The 14,381-nt window shown below is 72.7% G+C and carries 15 protein-coding genes and 1 riboswitch; of the genes, 7 read left to right on the top strand and 8 right to left on the bottom strand.

The window, feature by feature from the left end:
* Positions 1–86: 86 nt before the first annotated feature.
* The 3 genes from ADK55_RS03895 to ADK55_RS03905 are packed head-to-tail and all read right to left on the bottom strand — an operon-like array spanning position 87 to position 3,833.
* A complete protein-coding gene (locus ADK55_RS03895) occupies positions 87–719 on the bottom strand; it encodes a TetR/AcrR family transcriptional regulator (protein ID WP_053676019.1) in 633 nt (210 codons plus the stop codon).
* Between the two features lie 29 nt (positions 720–748).
* Positions 749–2,842, bottom strand: coding sequence for a YhgE/Pip family protein (locus ADK55_RS03900; RefSeq protein ID WP_053676020.1), 2,094 nt, complete (start codon positions 2,840–2,842; stop codon positions 749–751).
* Positions 2,814–3,833: an ATP-binding cassette domain-containing protein gene (locus tag ADK55_RS03905; protein WP_053676021.1), complete on the bottom strand. Its 1,020-nt coding sequence runs from the start codon at positions 3,831–3,833 to the stop codon at positions 2,814–2,816. Before ADK55_RS03905 ends, ADK55_RS03900 begins: the two co-directional genes overlap by 29 nt.
* A gap of 295 nt (positions 3,834–4,128) precedes the next feature.
* On the opposite strand from ADK55_RS03905, the gene ADK55_RS03910 reads away from it, so the two are divergent.
* From ADK55_RS03910 to ADK55_RS03930, 5 genes are all read left to right on the top strand, one after another.
* Positions 4,129–4,635: an SAV_6107 family HEPN domain-containing protein gene (locus tag ADK55_RS03910; RefSeq protein ID WP_053676022.1), complete on the top strand. Its 507-nt coding sequence runs from the start codon at positions 4,129–4,131 to the stop codon at positions 4,633–4,635.
* A 71-nt stretch (positions 4,636–4,706) separates the two neighbouring features.
* On the top strand, positions 4,707–5,465 hold the full coding sequence (locus tag ADK55_RS03915) for a class I SAM-dependent methyltransferase (protein ID WP_053676023.1): 759 nt from the start codon (positions 4,707–4,709) through the stop codon (positions 5,463–5,465).
* 265 nt (positions 5,466–5,730) lie between these two features.
* Complete coding sequence (locus ADK55_RS03920) at positions 5,731–6,132, top strand: DUF3040 domain-containing protein (protein ID WP_053676024.1); 402 nt, start codon at positions 5,731–5,733, stop codon at positions 6,130–6,132.
* Positions 6,133–6,228: 96 nt separating this feature from the next.
* Positions 6,229–6,855, top strand: a complete 627-nt coding sequence (locus ADK55_RS03925; protein WP_053676025.1) for a DUF4126 domain-containing protein — start codon at positions 6,229–6,231, stop codon at positions 6,853–6,855.
* A gap of 96 nt (positions 6,856–6,951) precedes the next feature.
* Positions 6,952–8,364 carry a phytoene desaturase family protein gene (locus tag ADK55_RS03930; RefSeq protein ID WP_078998451.1) on the top strand — a complete coding sequence of 471 codons (1,413 nt, stop codon included), beginning with the start codon at positions 6,952–6,954 and terminating at the stop codon, positions 8,362–8,364.
* A 24-nt stretch (positions 8,365–8,388) separates the two neighbouring features.
* Here the strand turns inward: ADK55_RS03930 and ADK55_RS03935 are convergent, their stop codons facing one another.
* The 5 genes from ADK55_RS03935 to ADK55_RS03955 all read right to left on the bottom strand — a co-directional run bounded on the left by ADK55_RS03935 (position 8,389) and on the right by ADK55_RS03955 (position 12,770).
* Positions 8,389–9,309 (bottom strand): hypothetical protein, encoded by a 921-nt coding sequence (locus ADK55_RS03935; RefSeq protein WP_053676027.1) that lies wholly within the window; start codon positions 9,307–9,309, stop codon positions 8,389–8,391.
* 50 nt (positions 9,310–9,359) lie between these two features.
* The gene (gene metF, locus ADK55_RS03940) at positions 9,360–10,274 is read right to left on the bottom strand and encodes a methylenetetrahydrofolate reductase [NAD(P)H] (protein WP_053676028.1); all 915 of its coding nucleotides are present in this window, start codon (positions 10,272–10,274) and stop codon (positions 9,360–9,362) included.
* Positions 10,275–10,347: 73 nt separating this feature from the next.
* A complete protein-coding gene (gene thiE / locus ADK55_RS03945) occupies positions 10,348–10,986 on the bottom strand; it encodes a thiamine phosphate synthase (RefSeq protein WP_053676029.1) in 639 nt (212 codons plus the stop codon).
* A gap of 80 nt (positions 10,987–11,066) precedes the next feature.
* The gene (locus tag ADK55_RS03950; protein WP_053676030.1) at positions 11,067–11,432 is read right to left on the bottom strand and encodes an Rv2175c family DNA-binding protein; all 366 of its coding nucleotides are present in this window, start codon (positions 11,430–11,432) and stop codon (positions 11,067–11,069) included.
* A 117-nt stretch (positions 11,433–11,549) separates the two neighbouring features.
* Positions 11,550–12,770: an NAD(P)/FAD-dependent oxidoreductase gene (locus ADK55_RS03955; protein WP_053676131.1), complete on the bottom strand. Its 1,221-nt coding sequence runs from the start codon at positions 12,768–12,770 to the stop codon at positions 11,550–11,552.
* Between the two features lie 91 nt (positions 12,771–12,861).
* Positions 12,862–12,974: riboswitch (TPP riboswitch) on the top strand.
* Here ADK55_RS03955 and thiO point away from each other — a divergent pair.
* Both thiO and thiS read left to right on the top strand, forming a co-directional pair.
* Positions 12,972–14,180, top strand: a complete 1,209-nt coding sequence (gene thiO / locus ADK55_RS03960) for a glycine oxidase ThiO (protein ID WP_053676031.1) — start codon at positions 12,972–12,974, stop codon at positions 14,178–14,180. It overlaps the preceding riboswitch by 3 nt.
* Positions 14,177–14,377: a sulfur carrier protein ThiS gene (gene thiS / locus ADK55_RS03965; protein WP_053676032.1), complete on the top strand. Its 201-nt coding sequence runs from the start codon at positions 14,177–14,179 to the stop codon at positions 14,375–14,377. The genes thiO and thiS overlap by 4 nt, the downstream gene beginning before the upstream one ends.
* The last annotated feature ends 4 nt before the right edge of the window (positions 14,378–14,381 follow it).

Genomic DNA, 14,381 nt, shown 5'->3' on the forward strand with positions numbered 1-14,381 from the left:
TCCGTACTCGTACTCATCCGGAGGGCTGGGTACGGATACTCAGTTCTATGCCGGGACCGTCCCCCGGCGGCACCGCCGACCGGGGGTCAGCGGCTGCCGCTCACCCGGCCGCGCAGCAGCAGCGACAGCGCCGAGTGGACGTCGTCCAGGGACCGCTCGCTCTGGAAGGACTGCCAGTCCAGCGCGGCCACCAGCACCATGCCCACCATCGCGGCCGCCGTCAGCGGCACGTCGATCTCGGCGCTGAGCTCGCCCCGCTCGACCCCTTCCCGCAGGACGTCCTCCACCACCGCCACCGCCTCGCGGCGGACCACCATCAGCGTGGACTGCCACGTGCGGTTGGTCCGCCAGAGTTCGGCGACGTACAGCTGGGTGAAGGCCGGGTACCGGTCGATGAAGACCAGGCCCGCGCGGATCATCGCGTCGAGCGCCTCGATCCGGGTGCCGCCGCGCGCCTCCGTCTCCTCCGCCGCCGTCCGCAGCGAGACGGTCAACAGCCCCACCCCGTGCCGCAGCAGCTCCTCGAAGAGGTCGTTCTTGCTCGCGAAGTTGTAGTAGACGGTGCCCTTGGCCACGCCCGCCCGTTCGGCGATCTCGTCGACCGTGGTCGCGGAGAAGCCCTGCTCGGCGATGAGGGTGACGGCCGCTTCGTAGAGCTTCTGCCGGGTGGCCTGACGTCGACCGCCGCCGGCGGCGGTACCGGTGCTGCTGCTTTCCATGGCGCTGATTCTCACAGGTCAACAGCTCTCTACAGGCTCAGTTCCGGGTGCAGTCGACTCATCGTCCACACCTGCTTGCCGCGGGCGGCCAGCGCGGTCAGGCCCAGGGCTGCGACCGTGAAGGCCAGCAGGACCAGGGATCCCTGCCACACCGGGGCGAGGTCGCCGCCGGTGATGAGGCGGCGCAGGCTCTCGACGACGTACGACATGGGCAGGTACGGGTGGATCCAGTTGAAGAAGGCGGGGCTGGTCTGAACGGGGTACGTGCCGCCCGCCGAGGTCAACTGGAGCATCAGGACGGCGAGGACCAGGATGCGTCCGGCCGCCCCGAACTTGGCGTTGAGCCACTGGACGATCGCCGCGAAGCAGCCGGTGACCAGCATCAGGAAGGCGATGGTGAGCGCGGGCCGGGCCATCTCCAGGCCGAGGCCCGGGGCCCAGTGGAGCACCGACATCAACAGGGCGACCTGCGCGAAGCCGATGCCGGCCACGGGCAGCCAACCCGCCAGGGCGACCCGCCAGGGCGAGGCGCCGGCGGCCAGTGCCCGTCGGTTCAGCGGGGCGATCAGCATGTAGGCGACCATCGCGCCGACCCACAGGGAGAGCGGGATGAAGTACGGGGCGAAGCCGGTGCCGTAGTTGGGCGCCTTGTGGAGGGACTGGTTGGCGAGCCGGACGGGGTCGGCCATGACCTGGGTGCGGGCGTCGCGGGCCTGCTGGTCGTAGTCCGGGATCTTGCCGGCGCCGTCGTGCAGGCCGCCGGCGAGTTCGCCGCTGCCGTCGACCAGCTTGTACATGCCGCTGTCGAGGGTGTGCGCGCCGTCCCCGAGCTTGCCGACGCCCTCGGTGAGGGCGCCGGAGCCGGTGAAGGCGGTGCCGAGGCCGGTGTGCAGCTGCGTCATGCCGGAGGCGACCTTCTGGGCGCCGGTGTTCAGGGCGTTGACCTTGGCGACGGCCGTGTTGAGGTCGGAGGACAGGCCGGGTGCCTTGTCGGCGAGTTCGCGGGCCTTGTTCTCCAGGTCGCCGAGCTGACGGCGGAGCTTGCCCATGTCGGTGCCGGAGGCCTTGACGACGTCGTTGACGTCACCGGCCAGCAGGGCGCCCTCGGCGGTGTCGTCCTTGATCCGCTTCAGGTCGGGGCAGGAGGCCAGGTGCGGCTCGGCGCCCGGGGTGACGCAGTGGGCGGTGTAGTACTTGTCCGCTCCCGTCGCGGCCCGCTGGGTGACGGCGGCGGCGGCCGGGGCGTTCTTGGCGAAGGAGTCCAGGTGCTTGTTGACCACCTGGGCGGTGTCCGCGACGAGTTCGGCGGTGGCGGCCAGGGACTTCGGGTCGCTGACGAAGGGCTTCGCCTTGGCGGCGGCCCCGTTGACCTTGTCGGCGAGGGTCTGGGTGCCGGCCGCGAGGTCCTTCGAACCGGTCTCCAGCTGCCCGGCGGCCGTGTTCAGCTTCTTCAGCCCGCCGTTGAGCTCGCCCGTCTTCTCCTTGGCCGTGTCGAGGCCGTCGGCGAGGTCCTTGGCGCCCTGCTTGGCCTTGCCGGCGCCGTCCTTGAGCTTGTCGGCGCCGTCGGCGGCCTCGGCGGTCTTGTCGTGCAGGTCGGAGAAGTTGACGAAGATCTTGTCGAGGAATCCGCGGGAGGCGTTGGTGGACGCCGCGGAACGGACCTCGGAGAAGACGGTCTTGGAGATCGAGCCGACGATGTAGTTGTTCGCGTCGTTCGTCCGGACCTGGAGCGCCCCGGTGGTGGGGTCGGCGCCGGAGCTGGAGGCGATCTTCGCGCTGAAGTCGGCGGGCATGGTCAGGGACAGGTAGTACTTCCCCTCCTCCAGACCCTCGGCCGCCTCGTCGGCGTCGACCTCGCGCCAGTCGAAGGTCTTGCTGTCGCGCAGCTTCTTGGTGATCTCGTCACCCGCGGCGAGGTGCTTGCCGTCCACGGTGGCGCCGCGGTCGGAGTTGACGAGGGCCACGGGAACCTTGCCGAGGTTCCCGTAGGGGTTCCAGAAGGACCAGAGGTACAGGGCTCCGTAGAGCAGCGGCAGGAGGAGCAGCGCGACGAGAGCGGCCCGGGGCAGCTTCCCCCGCCCGAACCGCTTCAGCTCAAGCGCGGCGAGCTTCGGCGAGCGCATCGTCCGTCCCCTTCGTGTCGTCGTCGGTGGTGGTGGCCGGCTCGTTGCCGGTGGCGGCCGTGTCCTTGTCGGTGGTGGCCGTGTCGCCGTCCTCGCCGGTGTCGGGCTCGGCCTCGGCTTCCGGCTCGGCCCCGGGCTCGGGTTCGGCTTCCGGCTCGGGCTCGTCCGTCGGCTCCGGCTTGCTCTCGGGCTTGGCTCCCCAGGTGATCGCGTGTTCCGCGCCGCCGCCCGACCGGACGGCCGGGGCGGGTGAGGCCTTGGCCTCGGTGCTCGGCACGGCGGTGGGTTCGACCGCGGTCGCGACCGTGCGCAGCACCAGGACCCCCTCCGGCGCCTCGTCGCACACCGCGAGGACGGTGGTCCCCCGGTCGGCGATCGAGCGGAGCAGCGCCCACAGTTCGGCGCGCTCGGCGGTGGAGAGCTTGAGGTCGGTGTCGTCGAGGGCCAGCAGTCGGGGCCCGCCCAGCAGGGCGATGGCGACGGACAGCCGGACGGCCTCCAGCCGCTCCAGGTCGCGGACGGAGGTACGCGGTCCCTTGGGCAGGGTCGCCAGGTCGAGACCCGCGGCCGCGAGGGCCTCCTCGATCCGGGTCGCGGTGGCGGCACGGCGCTCTCCGCGCGGTCGGAACAGGGCCCGCACGGGACCCTCGTAACGGCGCTGGAGCATGGCCCCCTCGCGCAGTTGCTCGGCGACGGTGAGCGCCTCGTCGAGGTCGTTGACCCCGGGGACGTGCCCGAGGGCGGCGATCCGCCGCACCGCGGTCATCTTCTTCGGCAGCGAGTGCCCGCCAATCTCGGCCCGGCCCTCGGAAGGCTTCATCCGGCCGGTGAGGGCGAGGAGCAGGCAGGTCCGGCCGCTTCCGGAAGGACCTTCCAGCGCGATGAGCGAGCCGGGCGCGGCGTCGATCCCCACTCCCCGGAAGACCCAGCCTCGCGGGCCCTTGAGTCCGAAGTCCTCGGCCGTGACGGCCGCTCCGTGTGGGCTCTCCACGCCGCCTCCCCCTCCTTTTGAACTGACTGGTCAGTTCAAAAACTAGCAGGTTCCGCGGGATCCGGTTGCGGCAAGGGGGGTGAAGATCCCCAGCCGGGGGTAAAAGTGCAGGTCACCGGGATTGTCAGTGGCGGGGGTCACGATGGACTCACGCAGCGCGACAACGCGGCGGGCAACACAGCACCACCCGAACGGCGGTACCCGAACAGCCAGTACCCGAAAGGCAGTACCCGAAAAGGCAGTACCCGAGCAGTACCCGGCATCAGAAGCAGCACGCATCGACAGGAGGTTCGTCATGGCCACACCGTCCCCGTCCCCTGTCCACCCCGTCCCGAGGAAAGCGTCGGCACCGCCGGCCGCCCTCGATCTGCTCGCCAAGGCCCACCGCGGCCTGACCGAGGCGGTCGCACTGTCCCGGCCCAACGAGCGCTACGCCACCGCACACCTCGCGGCGCTGCGCGCGGCAGCGGCCGTGCTGGCCGCGCGCGTACGGCCCGAACCGGTCAACCCGCGCCGGCGGCCCCGGATCCGCAGCGCGTGGGAGGTGCTGCCGGAGATAGCGCCGGAGCTGACGGAGTGGAGCGCCCTGTTCGCCTCGGGCGCCGACCGTCGGGCCCGGGCCGAGGCCGGCATACCGGACGCCGCGACGGGCCGGGAGGCCGACGACCTCGTCCGCGAGGCCGGGATGTTCCTGCGCCTGGTCGAGCGGATGCTGTCCCTGCGACCGGTGACCCCGGCCGCCGCACAGGGCCTGCCCACGACCCTGCCGCAGCCGCGGCCGGAGCGTCCGCACGCGGGATGAGCTGGTCGGCGGCCTGAGGCAATAGGGTGGGCACGCCCGCTCACCCTTACCGCGTCGAGGAGCCATCAGTCGTGTCGGACACTTCCCGCCCCCGTGCCTCCCTCCGCACCGCCGTGGTGTGGGAGGTCCTCAAGGAGGCCCTCGACCGCCGGGTGAAGGCGACCGGGCGGGACGTGCTGGAGGTGCTGGACACCGGTGGCGGCACCGGCAAGTTCGCCGTCCCGGTGGCCCGACTGGGCCACCGGGTGACGGTGGTCGACCCCAGCCCGAACGCACTGTTCGGACTGGAACGCCGGGTCTCCGAAGCCGGTGTCGCCGACCTGGTGCGCGGGGTCCAGGGCGACGCCCAGGGCCTGCTGGACGTCGTCGATCGGGACGCCTACGACGTGGTGCTCTGCCACGGCGTGCTGGAGTACGTGGACGACCCTGCCGAGGGCGTGGCCAATGCCGTCGCGGCCCTGCGACCGGGCGGGATCCTGAGCCTGCTCGGCGCCGGACTCGGCGGAGCCGTGCTGGCCCGCGCGCTGGCGGGGCACTTCACCGAGGCTCGTACCGCCCTCACCGACCCGGCGGGTCGTTGGGGATCCGGCGACCCGGTCCCGCGCCGCTTCACCGCCGAGCAGCTCACCGAGCTGGTGGGTGGAGCCGGCCTGGAGGTCGGCGCGGTGCACGGTGTACGGATCTTCGCGGACCTCGTCCCGGGTGTCCTGGTCGACACCGAGCCCGGCGCGGTGGAGGCGCTGCTGCGTCTGGAGGAGGCCGCCGCCGAGCTGCCCGCCTTCCACGCGGTGGCCACGCAGTTGCACATTCTGGGCGAGAAGACCGCCTGATCTGCGGCGCGTCCGCGCACACGGATCCACGGACACCCTGTGAACCGGCCGCCGGCCCCGTATGATCGAGGACACCGGTCGGCATGGCGGACGGACCATTGGGGAATAAGCGCCTCAGTGACCGCACAGGCGACGGTACGGTTTGTACGCAGGGCATTTTTCGAACGTGGCGTAGAGGGCGGGTATCACGGGGGCGATTCCCCGCCTATCCTGAAGGGGACCCCTGGTCGCTACCCTTCGCGACCGACGGATGAGGAGGACTCCCGTGCCGCTCTCGGAGCACGAGCAGCGAATGCTCGAGCAGATGGAGCGAGCGCTGTACGCCGAAGATCCCAAGTTCGCGACAGCGCTTGAGGGAAGCGGACTGCGCACGTACACCCGGCGACGGGTTTACCAGGCAGTCGCAGGCATTGTGGTGGGTATCGCGCTCCTCATGACCGGTGTGATCGTGCCGAACGTGCTCTGGATCAGCGTGGTGGGCTTCCTCGTCATGCTGGGCTGTACGGTTCTCGTGGTCACCGGTTGGCGCAAGGCACCCAAGCCTGGCGAGCAGCCCGTCTCCGACAGTGCAGGCGGTTCGGCCCGTGGCCGGAACCGACAGCGTCGGTCGATGATGACCCGCATCGAGGAACGGTGGCAGCGCCGCCGTGACGAACAGGGGCAGTAGCCCCACAGGACATGAGCGAGGGGACGGACGCCGACGGGCGGCCGTCCCCTCGCCGTTCCGCCGGACGGATCACCCGTCCTGCGGCATGATGACCGAATGACTGTGCTGCCCCTGGTCTTCACCAGCGGCTGGGCCAGCGGGATCAACGCCTACGCCGTGGTCCTCCTGCTCGGCATCTTCGGCGCGACCGGGCTCACGGACGAGGTCCCGGAGTCGTTGCAGCGCCCCGACGTCCTGATCGTCGCCGGCGTGCTGTTCCTCTGCGAGGCGGTGGCCGACAAGATCCCCTACGTGGACTCGCTGTGGGACACCCTGCACACCGTGATCCGCCCGGTGGCGGGTGCGGTGGTCGGGGCCCTGCTGGCCGGGCAGAGCGGTTCGCTCCCCGACCTGGCCGCCGGGGCCGTCGGCGGTTCCACCGCGCTGGCCAGCCACTTCGTCAAGGCCGGCACCCGGATGGCGGTCAACACCTCACCGGAACCGTTCACCAACATCGCCCTCAGCACCGCCGAGGACCTCGGCGTGGCGGGCATCGTCACCTTCGCCATGTTCAACCCCCAGGCCGCCGCGATCATCGCGGCCGTGCTGCTGGCGGCCGGCCTGGCGATGCTCTTCTTCCTCTGGAGCCGGATCCGCCGCTACCGAAGGCGGCGGGCCCAACGCCGCGAGGAGAAGCGGATGGCCGCCGAGTTGCGTCAGACCTCCGGCGCGCCACCGCCCTGACCGTCGCGCGCCGGCGCCGGCCGGGCCCCGCCGCCCGCCCTGACCTCGTACGACCTCGCCGACCCGGCCCCCGGTTCGCTCGATAGGCTCAGCCGCATGGCACGAATTGCGGTGATCGGCGCCGGGATGGGCGCGATGGCGACGGCGGCCCGGCTGGCAGTGGCGGGCCACCGGGTGACGGTGTACGAGCGTGGCTCCACCTACGGCGGCTCGGTCGGCCGGTACGAACGGGACGGATTCTCCTTCGACACCGGACCGGGGCTGTTGCACCTGCCCGCCGTCTATCGCGACCTGTTCGTGAAGACGGGCAGGAAGCCGCTGGAGGAGTGCGTCGAGCTCGTCCAGGTGGACCCCGCCGTTCGCCACCTGCTGCCGGACGGCACCTCGGTCACCCTCCCCAACGCCTCGCGCGGCGGCGCCGCCGCCGTGCTCGACGAGGCCTTCGGCACGGGCTCCGGGGACCGCTGGAACGGGGTGCTCGGGCGCGCCCGCGACGCCTGGAACGCCACCCGCCGCCCCCTGCTGGAGGAGCCGCTGCGCCCCGACTGGCAGGCGCTGGGCGCCGACCCCTACCCGGCGTTGCGCAAGAGCGGCCTGCTGCGGCGACGCCCGCCGACCCTCGCCGAGGTGGCCGAACGGGAACTGGGCGGGCCGCTCGGGGAACTGCTGACCGCGCGGGTGCGCTCGTACGGTCTGCGCCCCGCGGACGCGCCGGCCTCGGCGGCGGTGCTCCCGTACATGGAGCAGACCTTCGGGAGCTGGTACGTGCGCGGTGGTGTCCGGGAGCTGGCCACGGCCGTGTACGAGCGCTGCCTGGAACGGAAGGTGGCCTTCGTCTTCGACGCCGACGTGCGGGGGGTCGTGGAGCGGGACGGCCGGGCCGCCGGTCTCTCGCTGGCCGACACGGGCACGGGGGAGGCGGACACCGTGGAGGCCGACGCCGTGGTCTGCGGGGTCGATCCCAGGGCGCTCGGGATCCCGCCGGCGCCCGGTCCGGTCCCCGCCCCGCCCATGGGGCTCCCCGGCCGGTACACGCTCTTCCTGGCCCTCGGCGGGCCCCGGCCGGCGGAGGCCGTCCACCGCACCCTGGTCGGAACGGACCTGACCGTGCTGCGGCCCGACGATCCCGCCGTCCGGCCCGACTCCGCGCACGAGGCCGTCACCGTCCAGGCGGTCGTGGAGCCCGGCACGACGCCCACCGCGGAGGAGCTGATCGCCGCGGCGGCCCCGGCCGTGCCGGGTCTGCGGGAGCGGCTGCTGTGGCACGAACTGCGCACCCCGGCCGACATCGCGGCGGCGACGGGCGCCCTGGACGGGGCCGTGCCGCCGCCCGCCCTCGCGGGGGCCGGCGGACGGCTGCTCCACCCCTCGAACACCACGGGTCTGCCGGGGTTGTACCTCGCCGGCGGCTGGGCCCACCCCGGCGGCGGACTCCCGCACGCGGGCATGACCGGCGCCCTGGTGGCGGGGCTCATCGTGGAGGGCGCGGACTTCCGCGGCTCCCGCTAGGGGGTGACCCCGGGCGCCGGCGGGTCAGTAGCGGTACTGCTCGTACTCGCCGGGGCCGCCCTGATACGGGTACTGCTGCTGTTGCTGCTGTTGCTGCTGGTACTGCTCGTCCGTCGGGTAGGACTGCCCGCCGTACTCGTCGGTGGACCGCTGCTGCGGTACCCAGACCCCGCCGGGCGGGGTGTCCATCGAGTACTGCTGCCCGCCGCTGTCCGCGTAGGGCGCGTAGCCGTTGCTCTGGGGCGTGGTGCCGATGTACGGGTCCGAGTAGGCCGCGTAGACCTGCTGCTCGCCCCCCGGGTAGCCGCCGGAGTAGTCGTAGCCGCCCTGGGGCTGCGCGTCGTACTGCGGCGCGTACTGGCCGTCCTGCCCGGCCGCGGCGAACGGCGAGGCGAACGCGGCCGTTTCGGCCGCCTGGCCCGACTGGTCGGCGTACTGGCCCGACGGGTCGCCGTACTGGGGGGCGAAGCTCTGTATCCCGTACGAGCCGGTGTCCTCGGGAACCGGCTGCGGGGTGAAGACGTTCGTCTCCCGGTCGTCGAAGTCGTCGGGAGCGTCCGCGCCGTCGCGGCGCCCGGTGGCCGTCCGCTCGCCGTACTCCAGCCCCGTCACCTCCAGCGTGGGCGCCGGGCGTTCGGCGCGCGGACCGCCGCCCCGGCGCCGGCCGCTCTGCTGCCGTACGGGTTCCCCGCCGCGGCGCAGCGCCCAACCGGCCACGAAGCCCTTGCGGAAGGAGAGCGTCACCAAAATCTGGCCGATCGCGAACGCGGTCGCGCCGACGGCGATGACGGGCACCGACGGCAGCACCACCCCGGCGACCACGCCGGCGAAACCGGCGAAGGCGAGCAGGCGCCAGCGGAGCCGGGCCTTGTACTGCATCAGGACCTCGGCAAGCAGCCACAGCGCGACGAAACCGAACGCGGTGTAGAGGACCGTCATTCCCATGCGTGGCCCCTCTCGGTACGGCCGCCGGCGCGGGAACGGGGGACGGCCGATCAGGCCCGCTGGTGCAGGCCCAGGTTCTCGTAGATTTCGAGAGTCGCCGTGGAGTTGTTCAGCGTGATGAAGTGCAGCCCCGGAACACCCTCGGACAGCAGCCGCGCGCAGAACTCCGTGGCGAACTCGATGCCAATGGAGCGTACAGCGGCCGGATCGTCCTTGACGGCGAGCATGCGGTCTTTTACCGCCGAGGGGAAGACCGCGGTGCTGAGCTGGGGCAGCCGGTCCAACTGCTTGATGCCCACAACAGGCATGACCTCGGGGATGATCGGGGTGTCACAGCCCGCCTTGGCGACACTGTCGCGCAGCCGCAGATAATTCTCCGGATCGAAGAACATCTGGGTGATCGCATAGTCGGCGCCCGCGCGGCACTTGTCCACGAAGTGCCGGATGTCCGTGTCCCAGTCGTCGGAGCGCGGGTGCATCTCGGGGAAGGCGGCGACGCCGACGCAGAAGTCGCCGGACTCCTTGAGCAGGCGGACCAGGTCGGCCGCGTAGTCCACGCCCTCGGGGTGCTTGACCCAGTCGGCCATGGGGTCGCCGGGCGGGTCCCCGCGCAGCGCGAGCATGTTGCGGATGCCGGCGTCGGCGAACTGGCCGATGACGTGACGCAGCTCCGCGACGGACTGGTCCACGGCGGTGAGGTGCGCGACGGGGGTGAGGGTGGTGTTCGCGGCGATGGCCTCGGTGGCCCGTACGGTGCCTCCGCGCGTGGAGCCGCCGGCCCCGTAGGTGACCGACACGAAGCTCGGGCCCACCGCCTCGATGCGGCGGAGCGCGTTCCAGAGGTTGCGTTCGCCCTTCTCGGTCTTGGGCGCCCAGAACTCGAAGGAGTACGAGCGCCCGGACGCGATGAGCTCGCGGACCGTGTGTGCGCGGTCCGACCAGGTGGAAGCGGTGCCAAGGGCCATACCGGCAGGTTAGACGCGCGCCGGCGGACACCGAAGCGTTGTCCGCCCATTGGACACGTTTTTGGACACCCGGCTACGCGAGACGGGCGCGGACCCGCTTGGCCAGTTCGGCGGCGGCCGCCCCGGGGTCGGAGGCCTCGGTGAGCGCGCGGACGACCACGACGCGGGTGGCCCCGGCGTCGAGGACCTCGTCCAGGTTGCCGGCGTCGATGCCGCCGATGGCGAACCAGGGCCGGTCCTGCGCGAGGGAGGCGGCGTGGCGGACGAGCCCGAGGCCGGGGGCGTGCCGGCCGGGCTTGGTGGGGGTGGGCCAGCAGGGGCCGGTGCAGAAGTAGTCCACGCCGGGTTCGGCGACGGCCGCGTCGACCTCGGACTCGGAGTGGCAGGAGCGTCCGATCAGGACGTCGGGGCCGAGGATCGCGCGGGCGGCGGGAACGGGGATGTCCCCCTGGCCGAGGTGCAGGACGTCGGAGCCGATGGCGTGGGCGACGTCGGCGCGGTCGTTGACCGCGAGGAGCCTTCCGTGGCGGCGGGCCGCCTCGGCGAAGACCTGGAGGTGTTCCAGCTCCTCCCCCGCCTCCATGCCCTTGTCGCGGAGCTGGACGACGTCCACCCCGCCGGCCAGGACGGCGTCGAGGAACTCGGGAAGGTCACCCTGCCGCTTGCGGGCGTCCGTGCACAGGTAGAGCCGGGCGTCGGACAGCTGCTGCATGGGTGTACCCCCCGTGGTCGTGGCGGTGTACGGGCCCGCGCGCTCGGCCCGTACACCGATTGGTTCGGCGAATCAGCCGGTCAGAGGGCGAGCGCCTGAGCGCGGCGCTTCACCTCCGTGCCGCGATTCTCGCTCAGCGCCTGCGCGGGGGTGCCGGGCAGGGTGGGGTCGGCGGTGAACATCCACTCCAGGATCTCCGCGTCGGAGAAGCCGTCGTCGCGGAGCACCGTCAGCAGGCCTACGAGGCCCTTGACGACCTTGTCGCCGTCGATGAAGGGGGCGGGTACCTGGAGGGAGCGGTTCTCGCCGCGGCGCACGGCGAGCAGCTGACCTTCCTTGACCAGCTGGCGGACCCGGGTCACTTCGATGTCGAGCATCTCCGCGATGTCGGGGAGGTACAGCCAGGCGGGGACAAGGGCATCGATCTTTGCGTCAATCTCGGTCACGGGGACAAGCCTGCCATCTCGGGCCGGCCGCCGGTACCCGGGCCGTCCGTCCGGGCGCCGGGGCAGGCGCCGCCCGGCCCCGCCCGGCGCGGCGGCGCCCCGCGATCGTCGCCCGGGTCAGGCCGCGGCGGACTTCAGGGGGGTGCCTGGGTCGGCGACCTTGGCCGGATCCAGGGCGGTGCCGGATTCGATCAGGCGGCGGCCCTGGGCGAGGTCGCGGGGCCGGCCCACGGCGAGGACCGCGACCAGGGCTCCGTCGCGGAGCCAGCAGACGGACCACGCCGGGTCGCCCGGGTCGCCCCGCCACACCGTCTCGTCCGCGCCGTCGTGGTGCCCGGCGTACTGCACGAAGCGTCCGAACTGCTCCGACCAGAAGTACGGCACCGGGTCGTAGGCCCGGTCCGTCCCGCCGCTCAGGATGTCGGCCGCGACCACCCTGGGGCCCTGGAGGGCGTTGTCCCAGTGGTGGACCAGCAGCCTGGTCCCGTACCGGGCGGAGGGGAAGGAGGCGCAGTCCCCCACCGCGTAGACGTCCTCCAGCGAGGTCCGCAGCCAGGCGTCCGCCGTGACCGAGCCGTCCGGTCCCAGGTCGATCCCCGAGTCCGCAAGCCACGCGGTGGCGGGGCGGGCCCCGATGCCCACGATCACCGCGCCGGCCGGCAGCTCCCGGCCGTCCGCGAGCAGGACCCGGCCCGGCTCCACCGAGGCCACCCGCGCGCCGGTCAGCAGGGTCGCGCCCGCCTGGGCGTACCAGCGGCCCATCGCCTCGCCGACCTCGGCGGGCAGGGCCCCCGCCAGGACCCGGTCCGCGGCCTCGACGACGGTGACGGCGCAGCCCGCCTCCCGGGCCGCGGTGGCGAACTCCGCGCCGATCCAGCCGGCCCCGACCACGACGACGGCCTGGGCGTCGGCGAGGACCGGGCGCAGTCGCGCGGCGTCGTCGAGGGTGCGCAGCAGGTGGACGCCGCGGACGCCCTCGGAGCCGGGCAGGGTCAGCGGTTCGGCGCCGGTCGCCAGGACCAGGGCCTCGTACGGGACCGGGCCGGCCTCCGTGTCGAGTTCGCGCGCTCCCGCGCGCAGGCCCGTGACCTCGGTGCCCAGTCGAAGGCGGATGTCGAGCCCCTCGAAGTCCACGTCGAACGCGGAGTCCTCGGCCTTGCCCAGGAGGACCGCCTTGGAGAGCGGGGGCCGGTCGTAGGGCTGGTGGGGCTCGGCGCCCAGCAGGGTCACGGGGCCGGTGTAGCCCTGTTCGCGCAGGGCCACGGCGGTCTGCACGCCGGCCATTCCGGCGCCCACGATGACGACGCCGCTCTGAGTCTGTTCCGTCTGCTCGCTCACGTCGCCCACCCTAATGTTCTGACGGTACGTCAGGAATAGCGGGCGGGGAGGCAGCCTTACCCGGCATCGACCCCGGGGTTAGTCTGGCCACCGTACCTATCGCGGGAGTCCGGGCGCACCGGGCTGAGAGGGAGGCTGACCGGCCTCCGACCGTACGAACCTGATCCGGGTCATGCCGGCGAAGGGAGGGGCTGGACACCCATGCACTCATCGCGTTCATCGCACGCGTCACGACAATCGCACGCGTCACGACAGGCGGGTCACGACGTCCTCGTCATCGGAGGCGGTGTCATCGGCCTGGTCGTCGCCTGGCGGGCGGCCCGGCGCGGACTGCGCACCGCACTCGCCGACCCGTCCCCCGGAGGGGGCGCGGCCCAGGTCGCGGCCGGCATGCTCGCCGCCGTCACCGAGCTGCACTACGGCGAGGAGACCCTGCTCGGGCTCAACGTCGCCTCCGCCGCCCGCTACCCGGAGTTCGCCGCCGAACTCACCGAGGCCGCCGGCGGGCTGGGGATCGGCTACCGCGCCTGTGGCACCCTCGCCGTGGCCCTCGACTCCGACGACCGCCTCCACCTGCGCGAACTGCACGCGCTCCAGCGCCGCTGCGGGCTGGAGTCGCAGTGGTTGACCGGCCGCGAGTGCCGGCGCCTGGAACCGATGCTGGCCCCGGGCGTCCGGGGCGGCCTGCGCGTCGACGGGGACCACCAGGTGGACCCGCGCCGGCTCGCCGCCGCGCTGCTGGCCGCCTGCGAACGGGCCGGGGTGAGCGTCCACCGGGCCAACGCCGACCGGTTGACCGTGCTGCACGACCGGGCCGCGGGGGCCGTGCTCGACGACGGGACGGAGCTGCGCGCCGACCAGGTGGTGCTGGCCGCGGGCTCGCTGAGCGGGCGGCTGGCGGGCGTGCCGCCGCAGGTGCGGATCCCGGTACGGCCGGTCAAGGGTCAGGTGCTGCGGCTGACGGTGCCGTCCTCGTACGCGCCGTTCCTGTCCCGGACCGTACGGGCCGTCGTCCGGGGCAGCCACGTCTACCTGGTGCCGCGCGAGAACGGCGAACTCGTCGTCGGAGCCACCAGCGAGGAACTCGGCTGGGACACCACCGTCACCGCCGGCGGGGTGTACGAGCTGCTGCGCGACGCCCACGAGTTGGTACCCGGCATCACCGAACTCCCGCTGACCGAGACCCGGGCGGGCCTGCGACCGGCCTCCCCCGACAACGCCCCGCTGCTCGGGCCCACCGAACTGCCCGGCCTGCACCTGGCCACCGGGCACTACCGCAACGGGGTGCTGCTGACCCCGCTCACCGGGGACGTCATGGCGGAACTGCTGGCCACCGGCACCATGCCGGAGGTCGCCCGCCCCTTCACCCCGCGCCGTTTCACCCAGGCACGTCAGGAGTCGTTCGCATGACCATCTCCGTCAACGGCGAGCCGCGCGAGATCGCGGCCGGAACCACCCTCGACGCGGTGGTCGCCACCCTGACCCGCGCCCACCAGGGCGTCGCGGCGGCACTCAACGAGACCGTGGTGCCGCGCGGCCGGTGGTCGCACACCGAGGTGGGCGAAGGCGACCGGGTCGAGGTCCTCACCGCGGTCCAGGGAGGCTGACGGC

It is taken from the genome of Streptomyces sp. WM4235 (assembly GCF_001279725.1).
Lineage (GTDB): Bacteria > Actinomycetota > Actinomycetes > Streptomycetales > Streptomycetaceae > Streptomyces.